At 48.6% G+C, this 16,817-nt stretch carries 17 protein-coding genes; 6 read left to right on the top strand and 11 right to left on the bottom strand.

Features of this window, described 5'->3' with window-relative positions:
• Nucleotides 1–8 precede the first annotated feature (8 nt).
• The 10 genes from flgK to flgB form a co-directional block, all read right to left on the bottom strand.
• On the bottom strand, nt 9–1,400 hold the full coding sequence (gene flgK, locus AC6I8Y_RS04285) for a flagellar hook-associated protein FlgK (RefSeq protein ID WP_498020830.1): 1,392 nt from the start codon (nt 1,398–1,400) through the stop codon (nt 9–11).
• A complete protein-coding gene (locus AC6I8Y_RS04280) occupies nt 1,400–2,008 on the bottom strand; it encodes a rod-binding protein (RefSeq protein WP_498020829.1) in 609 nt (202 codons plus the stop codon). The genes flgK and AC6I8Y_RS04280 overlap by 1 nt, the downstream gene beginning before the upstream one ends.
• Complete coding sequence (locus tag AC6I8Y_RS04275; RefSeq protein ID WP_498020828.1) at nt 2,005–3,153, bottom strand: flagellar basal body P-ring protein FlgI; 1,149 nt, start codon at nt 3,151–3,153, stop codon at nt 2,005–2,007. The genes AC6I8Y_RS04280 and AC6I8Y_RS04275 overlap by 4 nt, the downstream gene beginning before the upstream one ends.
• The gene (gene flgH / locus AC6I8Y_RS04270) at nt 3,153–3,815 is read right to left on the bottom strand and encodes a flagellar basal body L-ring protein FlgH (RefSeq protein ID WP_234496110.1); all 663 of its coding nucleotides are present in this window, start codon (nt 3,813–3,815) and stop codon (nt 3,153–3,155) included. The genes AC6I8Y_RS04275 and flgH overlap by 1 nt, the downstream gene beginning before the upstream one ends.
• Before the next feature lie 115 nt (nt 3,816–3,930).
• Nucleotides 3,931–4,716, bottom strand: coding sequence for a flagellar basal-body rod protein FlgG (flgG, locus tag AC6I8Y_RS04265; protein ID WP_128649155.1), 786 nt, complete (start codon nt 4,714–4,716; stop codon nt 3,931–3,933).
• An 11-nt stretch (nt 4,717–4,727) separates the two neighbouring features.
• Nucleotides 4,728–5,462, bottom strand: coding sequence for a flagellar hook-basal body complex protein (locus AC6I8Y_RS04260; protein ID WP_234494318.1), 735 nt, complete (start codon nt 5,460–5,462; stop codon nt 4,728–4,730).
• Between the two features lie 4 nt (nt 5,463–5,466).
• Nucleotides 5,467–6,714, bottom strand: coding sequence for a flagellar hook protein FlgE (flgE, locus tag AC6I8Y_RS04255; RefSeq protein WP_394152440.1), 1,248 nt, complete (start codon nt 6,712–6,714; stop codon nt 5,467–5,469).
• A 166-nt stretch (nt 6,715–6,880) separates the two neighbouring features.
• Nucleotides 6,881–7,432, bottom strand: coding sequence for a flagellar hook capping FlgD N-terminal domain-containing protein (locus AC6I8Y_RS04250; RefSeq protein WP_498020827.1), 552 nt, complete (start codon nt 7,430–7,432; stop codon nt 6,881–6,883).
• A gap of 194 nt (nt 7,433–7,626) precedes the next feature.
• On the bottom strand, nt 7,627–8,073 hold the full coding sequence (gene flgC, locus AC6I8Y_RS04245; protein ID WP_394152437.1) for a flagellar basal body rod protein FlgC: 447 nt from the start codon (nt 8,071–8,073) through the stop codon (nt 7,627–7,629).
• A gap of 39 nt (nt 8,074–8,112) precedes the next feature.
• A complete protein-coding gene (gene flgB / locus AC6I8Y_RS04240) occupies nt 8,113–8,460 on the bottom strand; it encodes a flagellar basal body rod protein FlgB (RefSeq protein WP_234494321.1) in 348 nt (115 codons plus the stop codon).
• A 123-nt stretch (nt 8,461–8,583) separates the two neighbouring features.
• Between flgB and AC6I8Y_RS04235 the strand changes: the two genes are divergently transcribed.
• The 6 genes from AC6I8Y_RS04235 to flhB are packed head-to-tail and all read left to right on the top strand — an operon-like array spanning nt 8,584 to nt 12,691.
• Complete coding sequence (locus AC6I8Y_RS04235) at nt 8,584–9,351, top strand: FliM/FliN family flagellar motor C-terminal domain-containing protein (protein ID WP_394152434.1); 768 nt, start codon at nt 8,584–8,586, stop codon at nt 9,349–9,351.
• Entirely contained in the window at nt 9,344–9,736 is a 393-nt protein-coding gene (locus tag AC6I8Y_RS04230; protein ID WP_446569384.1) for a FliM/FliN family flagellar motor switch protein, read from the top strand. Before AC6I8Y_RS04235 ends, AC6I8Y_RS04230 begins: the two co-directional genes overlap by 8 nt.
• An 8-nt stretch (nt 9,737–9,744) precedes the next feature.
• Complete coding sequence (gene fliP, locus AC6I8Y_RS04225; protein WP_498020826.1) at nt 9,745–10,500, top strand: flagellar type III secretion system pore protein FliP; 756 nt, start codon at nt 9,745–9,747, stop codon at nt 10,498–10,500.
• The gene (gene fliQ / locus AC6I8Y_RS04220; RefSeq protein WP_498020825.1) at nt 10,497–10,766 is read left to right on the top strand and encodes a flagellar biosynthesis protein FliQ; all 270 of its coding nucleotides are present in this window, start codon (nt 10,497–10,499) and stop codon (nt 10,764–10,766) included. The genes fliP and fliQ overlap by 4 nt, the downstream gene beginning before the upstream one ends.
• Nucleotides 10,767–10,770: 4 nt before the next feature.
• Nucleotides 10,771–11,553 carry a flagellar biosynthetic protein FliR gene (gene fliR / locus AC6I8Y_RS04215; RefSeq protein ID WP_498020824.1) on the top strand — a complete coding sequence of 261 codons (783 nt, stop codon included), beginning with the start codon at nt 10,771–10,773 and terminating at the stop codon, nt 11,551–11,553.
• On the top strand, nt 11,543–12,691 hold the full coding sequence (gene flhB / locus AC6I8Y_RS04210) for a flagellar biosynthesis protein FlhB (RefSeq protein WP_498020823.1): 1,149 nt from the start codon (nt 11,543–11,545) through the stop codon (nt 12,689–12,691). Before fliR ends, flhB begins: the two co-directional genes overlap by 11 nt.
• Here the strand turns inward: flhB and fdhF are convergent.
• A complete protein-coding gene (gene fdhF, locus AC6I8Y_RS04205; RefSeq protein ID WP_498020822.1) occupies nt 12,672–16,787 on the bottom strand; it encodes a formate dehydrogenase subunit alpha in 4,116 nt (1,371 codons plus the stop codon). The genes flhB and fdhF overlap by 20 nt on opposite strands.
• Nucleotides 16,788–16,817: the final 30 nt, after the last annotated feature.

The raw sequence follows: 16,817 nt of genomic DNA, 5'->3' as shown, positions 1-16,817 counted from the left end.
TTCTCTCCTTAGAATGCTTGCAGTAAGGTCTGGAACATTTGATTGGCAGTGCTGATGACCTTCATGTTGGCCTCATAAGCATTGAGATAAAGCATCATGTTCGCTGCTTCTTCGTCTGAATTCACCGCACTCACACTATCGCGAATGACTTGAGCATCCTCCAAGCTGATTTGGGCCGCTGTCGATTCACTCTCCGCTTGGCGTGTGAAGATACCGATATCGCCTAGCAATCCAGAGTAAGCGCTATAAAGTGTCTTCCCCGCTACTGAGCCACTCGTGAGCGTCTTTTGCGAAAGCATGGAGAGCTCGGTTAACTTCCCCCCATCACCGGCTTGCCCTGTGCTGGAAAACGCCAAGCGCTCGGGCGTGAGTGTGCTATTAATGGCGATAGATGAGGCTTCACTGCCAACTGTAACCACAAACAGATCGCTATCAGGACTTAACAACTGGGTGCCATCCAACGCGTGCCCACCGCTTAGCACACTGTTAGCCTCTGAACTCAATGCGCCCGCCATGTCATTTAGAAGGGTCTTGATAGGTTCATACTGCTGAGTTTTGAGTGCTTCAATCGCACCAAGCTCACCACCCAGAGACGCATCTACTGGGGTTACCATGGTTTGAAATTGGATGTTTAAGTCCGTGCTGTAAGGATCGCTATTGGTAATGTTGCGCTCTAGCCTTGCTGAATAACCATTGATAACCAAAGGTTGACCATTCGGTGTGGATACCTCCACACCGCCAGAGTCTAAGTAGATAACTTGAATATCCACTGATTTGGCAAGCTCATTGAGATGCTTGTCCATGGAATCTTGTAGCCCCGAGATACTCTTGCCTAGCAACGCATCCGCTTGAAGTTGAGTATTGAGCTTGGCGATGCTTTCAAGCTGGCTATTAACGCTGGCAACAACAGCACCATAGCGCTCGCTTTGTGCGGCTTCTTGCTGGTTAAGCTGCCCATAAACCGAGTTGAACTGCTGAGCCAATGCATCAGCGTTGGTGAGCACTTGTTGGCGAAATGCCAAGCTTTCTGGGGATACGCTCGCTTCATCGATAGCCGCAAAGAAATTGTTGAAGCCTGAGGTCAAGCTAAGGCCCTCTGCTCCCAGCATGTTCTCTAGGTTAGATAGCCCCTCGAAATAGGTTTGTGAATACTGAGCAAGCTCCGTCGATTCGCGCAGACGATTGACACTTGATTGCTCCGCAATACGAATCACACTACCGACTTCAACACCTGCGCCAAGATTCACGCCATTAATGAAATTACCCGAGGAAGTCGCGGTGAAATTAACCACCTGCCGGCTGTAACCTGGCGTGTTGACGTTAGCCGTATTTTGCGCCGTGGTATTTAAAGCGACGCGGTTGGCTAAGACACCCGATAATCCGATATTGACCATTCCCATTAGCGCTGTCCTCTAAATTGTTTAGTGCTCTGCAAAGCCTCAATAGCGTCCAAATTTGAATGACGAAGTGTTGGGGTCACGTTATGTGAGCCTGTCACCGGAACGCGAGATGCCAGCTGCTGATAGATCATGTCTGCCAGACCAAAGTGAGACTGCTGACTTAAGCTTTGTGCTAATTGAGCATCGAGCATCCCTTGAAACAAACTCGACGATTTTGTAGAGAGTGGATTGTTTTCGTCACTCAAGGCTTCCGTGGCTGCACGCATGCGCTTTAGCATAGATTGAATAAACAAGGCTTCGAACTGCTCAGCGGCAGCCAACAAACCTTGTTGACTATTGTCATATTTGAGTTTTGAAAGTGAATTCTGGTCGAGATAGAAATGGCTTAAGGGGCCCATATCTGCTTTGATATGGCTATCAATGTCAGAGCTCGCCGTATGCGATTGGCGCTCAACGCGATTGACCACGTCCGTGAACGTCGGCGGGGTCGAGCTATTCGACCTCTCCTCTACTGGTGGCAGCAATACTGATGCTTTTATCTCACCTGTGGTAAACCCGTCGAGTACGGAGTCTTTGGCAATAATTGCCAGAGCATTGGAGTCAATCATATCACCACCAGCTCCCCGTTAATCGCCCCTACTTCATCGAGGGCTTGCAAGATCTGCATTAAGGCTTCTGGTGTTGCGCCTATATTATTAATGGCATCGACTATCTCTTGTAAATTGGTGCCAGGCGGCCAAACCATGGTCGTGCCGTCATCTTCATCTACGCTGATCTGAGTGTTCTGCACGACCGCCGTTTCACCCGCCGTATTGAAAGCGCCACCCGGTTGAGATACCGACTGTGACTCAAGCACAGTCACTGTGATACCACCTTGGCTTACCGCCGCTTCAGTGACGGTTACTCGTTGGCTTATGACGACCGTACCTGTGCGAGAGTTAAACACCACTTTGGGCATTTTTCGCCCTTCTTCTATCTCGAGCTCCTGAATCATGGCGACAAACATTACGCGGTCTTCGCTATCGATAGGTGCTGAAATCTCAACCTGTCCTTTATTGAGCGCTTTCGCTACCTGTCCACCAAAAGTCAGGTTAATGGCTTTGGAAATATTCAGCGCTGTCTCATAGTTAGGGTGTCTTAGCTGCAGTCGAATCGTTGGATCACGGTCGACGCCAGTCGAGATAGAACGCTCCAATGTCGCACCGTTGGGTATTCGGCCTACGGTAGGCGTATTGCGTGTCACGCTAGTGCCATTCTCACCCGTGGCATTAAATCCACCTACCACCAAACTGCCTTGCGCTACCGCGTAGACCTCGCCATCAATACCTCTCAGTGGGGTCAGCAGCAAGGTGCCACCTCGTAAACTTTTGGCATCTCCTAGCGATGACACCGTCACGGTGACGTTTTGCCCTGGTCCCATGTGGGGTTCTATCGCCGCGGTCACACTGACCGCCGCGACATTCTTTAATTTAGGGTTGGTGGAGTCATCGAGCTGTACTCCGAATTGCTTAATCATGTTCACGACAGATTGCTGGGTAAATTTGACTTGGGACTTGTCGCCCGACCCATCTAAACCCACCACCAGTCCATAGCCAATGAGCTGGTTCTGCCTATCACCATAGACGTCTGCTACCTCAGCAATCGGACGCGCAGCCAAGGTTTCAAACGTCATCAGTAACAGGACTAACGCCATTAAACCGCGCAATCCACGGCGCGCAATCACCAATAAATTTTGCTTTTCTTGTGTATTCATTAGAACGGCATCCATGGTGAGTTAAAGAACTGGGTTAACCAACCCGCCGTGTTGCTGTCTGCGAAAGTACCGCGACCAGCGTAGGTAATGCGTGCATCGGCAATACGCTGTGAAGAGAGGGTATTGTCCGCTTGAATATCATCAACTCTCACATTGCCTGTAAGCCGAATGTACTCATCCCCTTGATTGAGTTTGAGCCATTTCTCGCCGCGAACTCGCAGCACCCCATTAGGCAACACGTCGTAGACGGTCACCGTGATGGAACCCGTAAGTCGGTTACCTTGAGTTGATGCCGCAGCACCGTCGAAGTCACGCGATGCCTCAAGTGATGCCGCGCCCTCTGGGTAGGTGGTAGCCCCTAACGTTGGCGCTGCAACCGCTACGCTCGAATCTTTACCAAACTGTGTCGATGCACTTTTATCGGACTCGGTCTTTTCATCGAGGACAACGGTTAAGATGTCGCCAACTCGATAGGCGCGACGGTCTTGAAACAGAGTCATCGCAGTTTTTCCGGTATAGAGGCTTCCTTTACTCACTCTCGTCACTTGATAATCGAGTTCCGGTGGTGCGTACGCTTCGTCATCAGGAGATGGCGGTATAAACTCCTCTTGCCTTCCTGCGCAGCCAGAGAGGTTGATGACCAATAACGCCACCACAGCCATAAAGTAGATCGCTCCAATGGCATGTCGTTTCTCTATTGCACCCGTCTTTTTCGACGTTTGTGGTTCCGGCTTAGCCATACGTTCCTCGCATCAGGTCACCTACTAACGTCTCTACTTAGGACTGCTGCGCGATGTACTGCAGCATTTCATCCGCCGCGCTGACCATTTTGGCACTCATTTCATAAGCACGTTGAGTGGCGATCATATCCACCATTTCTTCTACCACTTGAACATTAGAACCCTCAAGAGCGCCTTGTTTGAGCTGCCCTGAGCCTTCCGTTCCAGCCACTAACTCAACCGCTTCGCCTGACCCCTCTGTTTCAGCAAACAAGTTACCGCCTTGAGCGGCAAGACCCGCTGGATTCATAAATTTCACTATGGTGATCTGTCCCAACGCCTCTGGGTTCACTTGCCCTGGAATGGTGGCCGTCGCTACGCCATCGGCGGTAATACTGACTAAGGTTGCTTCTGGCGGAATGACAATTTCGGGGATCAGCGGGTAGCCTTGAGTGTTAACCAACTGTCCATCGGAGTTGGTGTGAAACTGGCCATTTCGGGTATAGAGCAGCTCACCATCGGAGTTCTCAATCTGAAAAAAACCATCGCCCAAGATAGCGATATCGAATTGCTGATTGGTGTTTTGAACATTGCCTTGCGTGAAGACTTTTTCGGTCCCAACAACCCTAACGCCATTCCCTAACTGAATACCTGTGGGATGTTCATTGAGCTCGGTCGTTTCCGTACCCGCTTGTTTATCGACGCTGTAAAACAGGTCTTCAAAGACGACTCGGTCACGTTTAAAACCAACGGTGTTGATGTTGGCGAGATTATTAGAAATGGCCGTCATCTTCGCATCTTGTGCTGCCATCCCCGTTTTCGATATCCATAATGCACTGTGCATTGGAGCCTTCCTTAAGCTTTAAGAAGCTTGTTCCCTATTTGTGCGATTTCATCGGCAGATGCCATCACTTCAATTTGCATCTCGTACTGACGAGTAAGTGACATAATGCTGACCAGCTCCTCAAGGCTGGACACATTACTGGCCTCCAAGTAGCCCGACCGGACCTGAACGGTAAAATCCTCCCCAAGCTCGTCACCAGCTTTTGGAACAAAGTGACCACTGGCATGCATCGTCATCTGCTCATAGTCTGGCTTCACAAGCTTTAGCGCCCCGACTTCAAGCGATGCCTCACCGCCAATTGGTGTCACGGACACTAAGCCATTGCTGCTTATAGAAACAAACTCAAAATCTGGGAGCACCATTGGACCTTCTGTCGACATCACGCGACGCCCTCCTAAAAAGAGCTGACCATCACCATCGAGACGAAAGTTACCTGCACGGCTATAGAGCTCTTCAGGTTCATTTTCCAAGCCTTCTAAGGTGAAAAAGCCGTCACCATTAATAGAGACATCAAGTGGTCTGTCGGTACGAATGTCTTCACCCTGGCGAAAGTTATTCACTGCCGAATTGGTGCGAGACGTGACCGACGTCAGAAAGCCAGAGCCTTCAAGGCGCATTGGAGAGGAGTGCTCCATCAAAGCCTTAAAACCTATGGTATCGGCATGGGATAGATTATTGGCACGTACGTGCTGAGCGAGCATGGTTCGCTCAGCACCTTTCGCAGCGCTGAATAATATGGGGTTCATTGTTCTACACCACGTTAAATAGCGCTTGAGTCAATTGATCTGAGGTTGAGATCGACTTGGTATTCGCCTGGTAATTTCGCTGCGCGGTCATTAACGCCACCAACTCGGAGGTTAAGTCAACGTTTGAACCTTCTAGCGCGCCCGAGGTCAAGTCACCAAATACGCCACTCCCAGCAGTACCCATCACAGGCGTGCCGGAGCTGAAGCTTTGCAGCCAAGCAGTATCACTGGTTTTAATCAAATTCTGAGGAGAGGCGAAGTTAGCAAGCACAACCTGACCCTGAAGTTGTGACTGGCCATTGGTATAGGTCGCGTAGATCTTGCCATCGTTTTCCATTCGAACGCTGGCATAGTCACCGGAGGTATAGCCATTAGGGCTATTCTTTGACACAACAAAATCACTACCGTATTGAGTAATGCTCGCTAGGTTCACATTAATGTCAAGATTGCTGGCAACCGGCGCTAGAGTCACTGGGATGTTGTAGTTGCCATCCACCGTCAGCGTATTGCTCGCTGCACCTAAATCAAGCGTACCATCATTGCCAAACACCACGGTTTCAACGTCCGATGCGTCCGCGGTGCCACTGCCATCCAAATCAGCTTGAACACCATCAACATAGACGTACAAGTTCCACTCATTGGTATTCGCTGTCTTCACAAAGTACTGGCTTACAGTGTGTGGATTACCCAGTGAATCAAAAACGGGCGTGGTGTAGGAGTGGTTGTAGCTATTTGAATCCGTTGGGTCGAACGTCGCGCTGGTAGGTACATTCTCTCGTGCATCTAGGTTAGCAACAAAGTCGATGCTGTCCGTTGCCTTGGCTTGCAATGACGCGGTACTGATTTGCACCGTACCCACAGAACCTAACATCAGGTTGTTGTTCCCATCGACCGAATAACCTTTAAGGGCTGCGCCATTGTTAGCAATGATCTGCCCGTCCGCGTTCATATTAAAAATACCAGAACGGGTATAAAGGGTTTGGCCTTTGTTGTCTTCGAGCACGAAGAAGCCATTGCCACTCAATGCCATATCGAGCGATCGCCCTGTTCCCGTGACCGTGCCGCTTTTCTCAAAGTTTTGAGACACGCCAACAACCTCAACACCGCCCGCTTCGCTTCCGCTATAAACAGAAGCAAATTCGGTCCGTGACTCTTTAAAGCCCGATGTCGAAACATTGGCGATATTGTTTGAAATGGTATTGAGCTCTGAGTTGGAGGCATTTAGCCCGCTCAATGCAATACTAAAACTCATAATGTCATCCTCTTCATTCCTAAAGAGGCTATCTCCTGGCTCTATGTCCTATTGGAGAACGACAGCCGTCATCTTACTTACCACAGCGCCAAACAAAAAAGAGCGCCAAAATTCAGTTCAAAATAGTAAAGGCGAAAATTAAAACCTTTCTGTGCAGCTTAAGCCCTTACTGCGAAAAAGCCGCCACGTCATAAAAAGCAACACGCCCAATCCCTTCAACCTCTAAGTGGCTAGTCCCATCCATGGCAGGTGTCGTCACCTTCGCTACCGTACCGTGCTGAAAGATGGTCGGGGAATAGCTTTGTCCACTATCTAGGCTTACTCGCATTTGATAGTGACCGTTTAGTTCATGCTGCTGCGCATCAATAGTGAAATTCACTTGCCCAGCAGATTTAGGACCCAGCGGTATCTGTGTCACGTTGCCCGCGCCATCTAAGAGCTCAATCGTGACTGTATTTGAAGGAGCGAGCAATTCGATATAGCCTTGATTAACGCTGGATGGAGTCATCTGAAGTTGATCGCTTCGAACCGTCACACTTTTGTCCACTAAACCAGCGGTGCTCAGTACCTGTAAGTTATCGAGCATCGCCGTATTCGATTGCATCAATTGCACCAAATTCTCGGTACTCTCTACTTGAGAAAACTGCGCGAGCTGAGAGACATACTCAGTGCCATCCGTTGGATTCAGTGGATCTTGATTTTCAATCTGAGCCACCATTAGCGTAATGAACTCATTTTTTTAACGCTTCACCACTATTTGGATTGGTCTGAGGCGCCGCAGTCGAGGCTGACTCAATGGTATTGACCTGCGCTGCACCTGATATCGTTGCCATCGTCTTAATTACCCTTTAAAGATGTCCACTTTGACTCACCGAACTACAGTAGCCTTACTTCTACAGTAGCCTTACTTAGTTACGACTGATTGCGCCACAAACCAAGCAATGACTGCTGCATGGATTTGGCATTGCCAAGCACTTCCACGCTGGCTTCAAAGCTTCGAGTCGCCGACATCATATCTGCCATCTCATTTACCACGTTTATCCCCGAGTAGTAGACGTAGCCCTCGTCATTTGAAAGCGGATTATCAGGTTCGAATCGCTCTTCCGTCATAGAAGAAACCTCTACCACATCTGCTATGCGGATCGGAACAATGCCTTGATGAGCCCCCAGATTTTGAGACAGCTTAGAGTCAAACTGATTGTAGATTGACGAGAAGATCGGCTTGAGTGGTTTGTAAACCTTAGCGGGATCGCCAGACACTGAATCTGCGTTCGCCAGATTACTGGAGATGGTATTAAGCCTGACGGTTTGAGCAGTCATCGCTGACCCTGCCGTCTCGTAAATTCCGAAGAAAGACATAGTATCCCTACTTAGTTAGCCAACTTCCTAACGTTGTTTTTATTGCCCTTTAATGGCGGACTTTAAGCCGTTAATCTTTGACTGCAAAAAAGCGAGACTCTGGTGGTAGTCCATCACATTCTTAGCAAATCTCGCTTGCTCTGCTTCCAGCTCCACCGTGTTGCCGTCGCGCGTTCTTTGTACAGGTATCCGATACAGCATTTGGCTATCGACCTGCCATGTTTTACTGGTACCGATACCCGTCAAAACGGCATTAAACGACACATCAACCGACTTGTAATTTGGCGTATCCACATTAGCGATGTTTGAGCTTAGTACGCTCGCTCTGTCTAATCTAAACTGCACCATTTGTGGGTGCACACCCAACGCTTGGTCTAAGTCAATCATGCCTCTTGCCCTCACAGCGCAAAGTCATATTAATTTGAAATGGAAACCCTATAACCTATAGTTAATGTAAATTATCGTGTCAAACTTGAGAACAAACTCAAAAACAACAAAGGAATACTTGACATGGAGAAAATTCTACTAACCGAATTTGGTAATCCAAATGTCAAAATGCGGAAGTTTTTACTTAAACACACCAGCCATTTTTCCAATGAAGTGATTGATTTATTCAAGTTTAATTTTGCTGGTAGACACACTAAGGTCACTTTTTCGCAGGCGAGCGATTATCCGGAGAATTCCGTCAAATCTGTGCTGAACATCGAAGAGTTCGGTAATATTTTTTTCTATATCGAGCCACAAAATCTGGATGTGTTACTCCACCGGCACCTGAGCAGCGACACGCCAGAAGAACCAAAACATCTAGCGAGTTCTGCCTCAGAATTAACTCAGACTCATCTGCGCCTTTTTCAGAAATTTTCAATGGCACTGGCCAATACGATGACGGCAGATGCTAAGCACTATCTTATTGATAATACTGATCACGAACCCTCTAATGTTGGAGTTCGTATCACGTTCCATTTTGATCACAAAGAGCTATCGATTGTTATCCTCATTGACGATCGTTATGTGAAAAAACTGCGTGAGATGCTGGGCAACAATGAGACATTTGATCGAGATGAGATTCTCAATACCCTGCGGTATCAACCCGTCGAGATGGGCTGCGTATTGCTGCATGGTCAATGCACACTGCATGAACTTTCCAAACTGGTGCCCGGTGACGTACTCCCTCTGACATTGTGCAAAAACCTAACCGTCAAAGTGAACGGGCATCCTACTTTTTTTGGCAAACTGCAAACGATTGATTCAGAACTGGGAGTAAAGATCGATGGCTGATGATAAACCAACACGAGACATTGATGTCTCCATCGAAGAGATGAACCTGCAAGATGAACTGCCTGATCTTGACGATCTCGACTTAGACCTCAACGATCTTGACGATGACGGGATCCACTCTGATCACGCCACCGCTCCGGCAAGCAGTGTCAATCTCCTTAAGAGCATTCCTGTCGACATCACCGTCGAGGTTGCTCGCAAAACGTTAATCTTAGACGAACTCCTTAATCTGAAATCCGGTAGCGTTGTGATGTTGGAAAAACATGAGGGTGACCCAGTGGATATCAAGATAAATGGGACCTCATTTGGTACCGGAGAAATCGTCTCTAAAAATGGGCAGTACGGGGTAAGACTGCTGAGTATCATCAAGAAACCCAACCAATAAGTGCTGCTATGTCACGGACGACACTCGGACAAACCCTGCTGCTTTTCGCCCTGCTTTGTATTTCACCGCAGGTCGCATTGGCTGAGGGATTGACGATACTCACTGAAACTCAAGGGGAGCAAGGCACAGAGTACAGTGTCAAACTGCAGATCCTGATATTGATGACGCTGCTTAGCTTTGTTCCTGCGTTTGTCATCATGTGTACCAGTTTCACTCGTATTGTCATCGTGTTGGCGATCCTTCGCCAAGCATTGGGGCTACAACAAACGCCCCCCAATCAAGTATTGGTTGGCATTGCGCTTATTTTCACGCTGCTGATCATGCGTCCTGTTTGGAGCAAAATTTACGATGACGCCTACCTACCCTACAGCACGGGAGAGGCGACATTAGCACAGTCACTTAAGGCCGCTGAAGGTCCACTGCGCCGATACATGCTCGATCAAACACAGCGAAAAGCACTCGAGCAAGTCACAAAGATCGCGGGCGAAACTCAAATGGCGGATGAAGACGACATCCCATTTCTTATCCTGCTTCCTGCCTACTTACTCAGTGAGCTGAAGGTCGCATTTCAAATCGGCTTTATGCTGTTTCTCCCATTTTTGGTCATCGATTTAGTCGTCGCATCTGTATTGATGTCGATGGGGATGATGATGCTATCACCGCTCATTGTCTCACTACCGTTTAAGCTGCTGGTTTTTGTCATCGTTGATGGGTGGGGGCTACTCATGGGAAGCCTTGCCAATAGCTTTTGGGTGAGCACATGAGCCCAGAACAAGCGGTGACACTCGTTGGTCACGCCATTAGCGTCATCTTATTGATGGTGTCTGTCCTTATCCTGCCAAGCCTAGTCGTAGGTTTGGTAGTCGCTATTTTCCAAGCCGTCACCCAGGTAAACGAACAAACACTGAGTTTCTTGCCACGCTTGCTGGTCACTCTGCTCACTATTATTCTGACTGGGCATTGGTTGCTACAAGAAATCACAGACTTGTTTCTGTTCGTATTCAGTTCCATTCCCGCCGAAGTAGGTTGATATCATGACCATCACCTTTACGGAACTTACTCAGTGGCTGGGGTTGATTTGGTGGCCATTCGTGCGGCTTGCTGGGCTATTTTTAATCGCGCCATTTTTTGGCGATAAAGCGATACCCATGCGCGTTAAGATTCTATTTGCGTTCGTGTTTTCACTGTTACTTGCTCCTATGATCAATACGGTTCCTCCGTTTAATCCATTTTCTATCGATGCCATCATTTTCACTCTCTACCAACTGGTATTTGGTTTCCTCATCGGTTTCTCGGTGATGATTTTCTTCACGATTTTTTCTATTGCTGGTCAAGCTATTTCCATGCAGATGGGACTTGCGATGGCCATCATGAATGACCCAGCAAATGGCGTCAGCATCGCCATTATCGGTCGCATCATGTTTATAACCGCTATGCTGCTGTTCCTGTCTATTGATGGTCACTTAATTGTCTTACTGCAACTTAAACAGAGTTTCACCCATTGGCCTTTGGATTCACTGTTTCCGTTTAGCAGTATCGACTATGTGTTGAAGATGGTCTCGTGGATGTTTGCTACTGGTCTGCTTGTCGCCATGCCCGCCATTGTGGTGATGTTACTAAGCAATATTACCTTTGGTTTAATGAACAAGGCCGCACCCGCCCTGAATGTGTTTGCGCTGGGGTTCCCGATGACCATGCTGCTCGGGCTGTTTGCCATGATGGCATCTTTAACAGGGATCGGTGATCACTACTTCGAGCTCGCGTTGGAGTTGAATCGCCATCTCAATTATATATTGAGGCTACCAAATGGCGGATAACCAGGATAGTGGCGATAAGAGTGAACTGCCAAGTCAACACAAACTGACCAAAGCAAAACGAGAAGGACAGATCCCTAGAGCCAAGGATTTTGTGTCAGCCGTTACGCTAACTGCGGTGGTGAGTTACTACGTGCTAAGCATCGACTCCCTTGCCGAGACCTTTATTGAGCTGTTCTTGATTTGCTATGAGTTTGACGCATCAGTGGTGGGTAAGTTTGATGTCATCGTAGAGTTGGTAGGCAAAGCCTTATTTGCCATGATCATGCTGTTTTTTCCGCTGTTCATCTATCAAGTCATCGCCGCGATCATAAGCTCTACTATGCTCGGTGGATGGGTGTACAGCCCGACCCTACTAGCGCCAAAGCTGGAAAAAATCAGTCCGATTAAAGGGTTTAAACGGATTTTCTCTACCCAGTCTTTGGTGGAGCTTGCCAAGAATACAGTTAAAGTCACCCTGTTTTTTGCCATTCTCTATTGGGTTATCGATCGATACATAGCGGTAATTACAGGGCTAGTTAGCTCACCCTTCGATACGGTAATTACAACCATCACCACAATCACGGTGGAGTATCTAGGTTATCTTCTGCTACTGATTCTGGTCTTTGGCCTTGTTGATTTCCCTTATCAGCGCTACGAGTTTACCAAGCAGATGAAGATGACTAAGCAAGAGGTCAAAGATGAACACAAGGAACAAGAAGGTCGTCCTGAGGTAAAAGCTCGCATTCGGCAGATCCAAACTCAGAACGCAAAACGAGGGGCAAATGAAAGAGTACCTAAAGCGAGCGTGGTGCTTACCAACCCAACTCATTACTCTGTCGCACTCGTCTATGACCTAACTCAAGCTGAAGCCCCGTTTGTGGTTGCTAAAGGCAAAGATGACGTGGCCACTTACATCAGAGAGCTTGCCGCAAAGCATCAGGTCGAGGTGGTTCAAAGCCCAGAGCTGACCCGTGCTATCTATCACACGACACAAATAGACCAAATGGTGCCCAATCAGCTTTTTGTCGCGGTGGCGCACATCCTAACATATGTCAATCAGCTAAAAGAGTGGCGCAAAGGAAAAAGAGGCAAGCCAAATAGCTTGCCTCCGTTCGATATCCCTAAAGCGTGGGCCGAATTTAAAGAACCGCCTGAGTGACCTTCTCAAGCCGCACTGCAGATACTTTAAACTCTGGGATCTTCGCGTGCGGGTCAGTTGCTGTATTGGTCAGCTTATTCGCTGCCGATTCAGCAAAGTGGAACGGCACAAACACAACGCCCTGCTGCATCCGTTTGGTAACAAAGGCAGGCGCGGAAATCTCGCCGCGTCGCGACACCAACTTCACATCCTGACCATTAGTCACGCCTATCGCTTCAGCATCCTCGACGCTGATCATAATGCGCGGTCCAGCAAGGTTATCCAGCCCTTTAGTTTTGCGCGTCATGGTTCCTGTATGGAACTGCTCGAGTAATCGACCCGTGGTAAGAATCATAGGGAACTCGTCATCAGGAAGCTCCGCTGCGTATTCGAATGAAATTGGGGCCATCGCCCCTTTACCGCGGATAAACTGGTCCTTATGCATAATGCGAGTACCGAAAGGCTTCACATCGTTACATGGCCACTGCAGACCGTTTTTACCAATCGACTGCCAGCGAATACCGCTGTATTGCGGCGTAACATCGGCGATTTCCTCAGTGATTTCTTGCACCGTTTGATACTGCCAGTCGCCGCCCATTGCATTGGCAATAGACTGAATAATACGCCAGTCCTCTTTTGCTTCACCCGGTGCTTGCACCGCAGGAACCAAGCGTTGTACGCGTCTTTCAGTATTGGTGAAATGCCCTGCTTTTTCCGCAAAGGAGTATGACGGCAACACCACGTCCGCAAGCTCAGCCGTTTCGGTTAAGAAGATGTCCTGAACCACGAGGAAGTCTAGCGATTTCAATCCATGAACAGCGTGCGCCTGATCTGGGTCACTGAGTACTGGGTTCTCACCCATCACGTAAAGCGCTTTGATATCACCGTCGCAAGCGCCATCGATGATTTCAGTCAGTGTCTTACCACGCTCTTTAGGCAGAGTGTCTGAATTCCAAGCTTTGGCAAACTTTGCCTGCACGTCTGGATTCGTCACCTTTTGATAGCCAGGGTAATCGGTCGGCAAAGCACCCATATCGCAAGAGCCCTGAACATTGGATTGACCGCGAAGCGGATTAATACCGCCGCCTTCAACGCCCACGTTACCACACAGCATTTGCAGGTTGGCAATCGAGCGCACATTATCATGCCCAGTAGTGTGCTGAGTGATCCCCATTGAGTAATAGACTGATGTCACCTTCGAGGTGCCAATCAACTCGGCGAGGCGCTCAATATCAAACTCAGCAACCCCAGTGACAAGTGCTGCATTGCGTGGGCTGTAGGCATCTTTACGTATCTCTTTAACGAACTCATCGTAGCCTTCGGTGCGCTCGTTAATGTACTGGCTATCGTGCCAGCCATTTTTATCAATCACATGCATAATGGCATTAAGTAGCATGACATCTGTGCCAGGGCGATGGCGTACATAGAGCTCGGCATGATCTGCCATATCAATACGTTTTGGATCGGCAACAATCAGGCGCGCACCCTTCGTCACCGCCTGCTTAATATGTGAAGCGATAATTGGGTGCGCAGCGCTGGTGTCTGACCCAATGATAAAGATAACGTCAGAATGGGCAATGCTCGGAATATCATTGGTCATTGCGCCGCTACCAAAGGAGGCTTCTAGCCCAGTCACCGTTGATGAGTGACAAAGCCTCGCACAATGGTCGATATTGTTGGTACCAATCTCTCTTCTAAATAGCTTTTGGAATGCATAGTTATCTTCATTCGTCGTTTTCGCTGAAGAGAAGCCAGCAAGACTGTCACTGCCATACATAGACTTAATTTTGTTTAGCTTATCGGCGACATAGCTAACGGTTTCATCCCATGAGGCAGGCACTAACTCACCCGACTTACGGATAAGAGGCCTGGTCAGCCTCTCTTCGCTGTGTATAAAGTCAAAACCGAAGCGTCCTTTCACGCAAAGCATACCTTGGTTGACGGGTGAGGTTTTATCTCCCTTCACGTAGCGGATTTTGTTGTTGGCAGCATCAACATAGAGCTCGACTCGACAACCAACTCCGCAGTAAGTACAGATAGTTTTTACTGGCGTCAGCATTTCTACGCGGCTATGTGACTTATCGCGCTTATCGGCAAGTGCCCCTGTTGGGCACACCTGAACACAGGCGCCACACTGCACACAATTACTGTCACCCATAGTCGCTCCATCTGGGAAGGATGGGCGATGCGAAGATTCGGAGAAGTTGAGTATGCCATGCACTGACTCGGTTTGGCAGGCATGAACACAAGAGCCACAGCTAATACAGCGGTTAGCGTCGAAGACAATGAACTCACTCGATTTATCGACTGGGAACATCTTGCGTTCCTCAGTATTAATCTCTCGATAATCGACCTGATACTCAGTGGCGTAATCTCGAAGATCGCACTGGGTGTTGGCTTGGCAACCACACTCTAGACAGCGCGCAGCTTCGGCTATGGCATCTGAATCGGTCATCCCAAGCTCAACTTCTTGGTAGCTCGTCTGACAAAGCTCTACATCAAGATGATCTGCTTTTGCTCGTGATTTCGCACGCTCTTGTAAGTATTCAGTTTGACGAACCTCAGTAAGACGCTCGGCCTTGCGGCTATTGAACGGCGCTGGCTCAGGCTTAAAATGCCCTTCGAGAATATAGCGCTCAATAGCATCCGCCGCTTTCTTGCCGTCGGCAATCGCTTCAATGGCCGTAGCAGGACCACGTCTAAAATCACCGATACTGTAGACGTTGTAGCCATGGTGCATGGAGTCGTTGTCAGCAGACGCTGTACCCCAGTCAGTCAGTGGCAGCGATTGTCTTGCAGATTTTAGAAACTCTGTATCAGGCTTTTGTGATAGCGCTGAGATTACCGTATCAAACTTAATGGTCTCGGTTTCGCCGGTTGATACCGGACGACGACGGCCTGAGCTATCAGGCTCACCTAGAGCCATGATCTCCAACTCAATCGACTGAACACGACCTGTCGAGTCAGCATGGTTGGCTTTCGGGTTGGTTAAGAATTTAAATTTGACGCCTTCTAGCTCAGCAGCTTCAATCTCATGGAGTTCGGCTGGCATCTCGTTGCGAGTACGACGATAGATGATAGTCGTGTCGGCCCCTTCACGAACCGCAGTTCGCGCGCAGTCGATCGCCGTATTGCCGCCGCCAATGATGGCGACTTTTTTACCAATGCTAAAGTGCCTCTCGGTCATATGATCTTTGAGGAAATCAACACCCAGAATACAACCTTCCAGATCAGAGCCGGGATATGGCATGTTCACCGCTTTGGTCGCGCCAACAGCCAAACACACTGCTTCATAATTCTCAGTCAATTCATCGAGGGAAACGTCCTGACCAAGAAGCGTATTGGTATGAATACGCATCCCGCCGCGACACATGAGTTCAATTTCTTTATCGAGAATGTCTTTTGGTAAGCGGTACTCAGGAATGCCATAGCGCAACCAACCACCAGCTTGTGGCATTGATTCAAAGACATCGACAGCAAAGCCTTGGTAACTCAGGTAGTAACCGCAAGCCAGACCACCGGGACCCGCACCGACAATCGCGACGCGATGCCCGTTGTACGGCAGTTTTGGTGGTTCAAACTGCTCAGCCAGTGACAAATCAATATCTGCTGCGTGACGTTTGAGCTGGCGAATCGCTAAGGGCTCATCCACCAAGCTGCGTCGACACTCATGCTCACAAAACGCAGGACAAACACGACCAATCGAGATTGGCATCGGCAACGTATCTTTAATCACTTTGACGGCTTGATGATGATCAGCCTGGGCGATGTGGTGTAAGTAGGTTTGAATATCAACGTTAGCAGGGCACGCCACTTTACATGGCGCTTCACAGTCAGCATTGTGGTCGGCGAAAATCTTATTGAGGGCTTCTCGTCGCAGATTATTAAGCTGAGCGGACTCGGTCACTATCGTCATCCCATCTTGGATCTGAGTTTCACAGGCTTTGACCACGCCTTCACCAACGACTTCAACGACGCACATGTCGCAAGACTGCTTCTCAGCATGCTTACTGATTGAGCATAGCGATGGGACCTCAACTTTAATATCTTTGGCCACATCAAGGATGCTTTTGCGTTCTCTTAGAAGATACGTTTGACCATTGATAATTACATTCATAGAGCTATCTCTTTTTAGACAGATGACACA

The organism is Vibrio sp. KUL78 (assembly GCF_059725505.1).
This window is presented reverse-complemented; position numbering and strand designations above follow the sequence as displayed.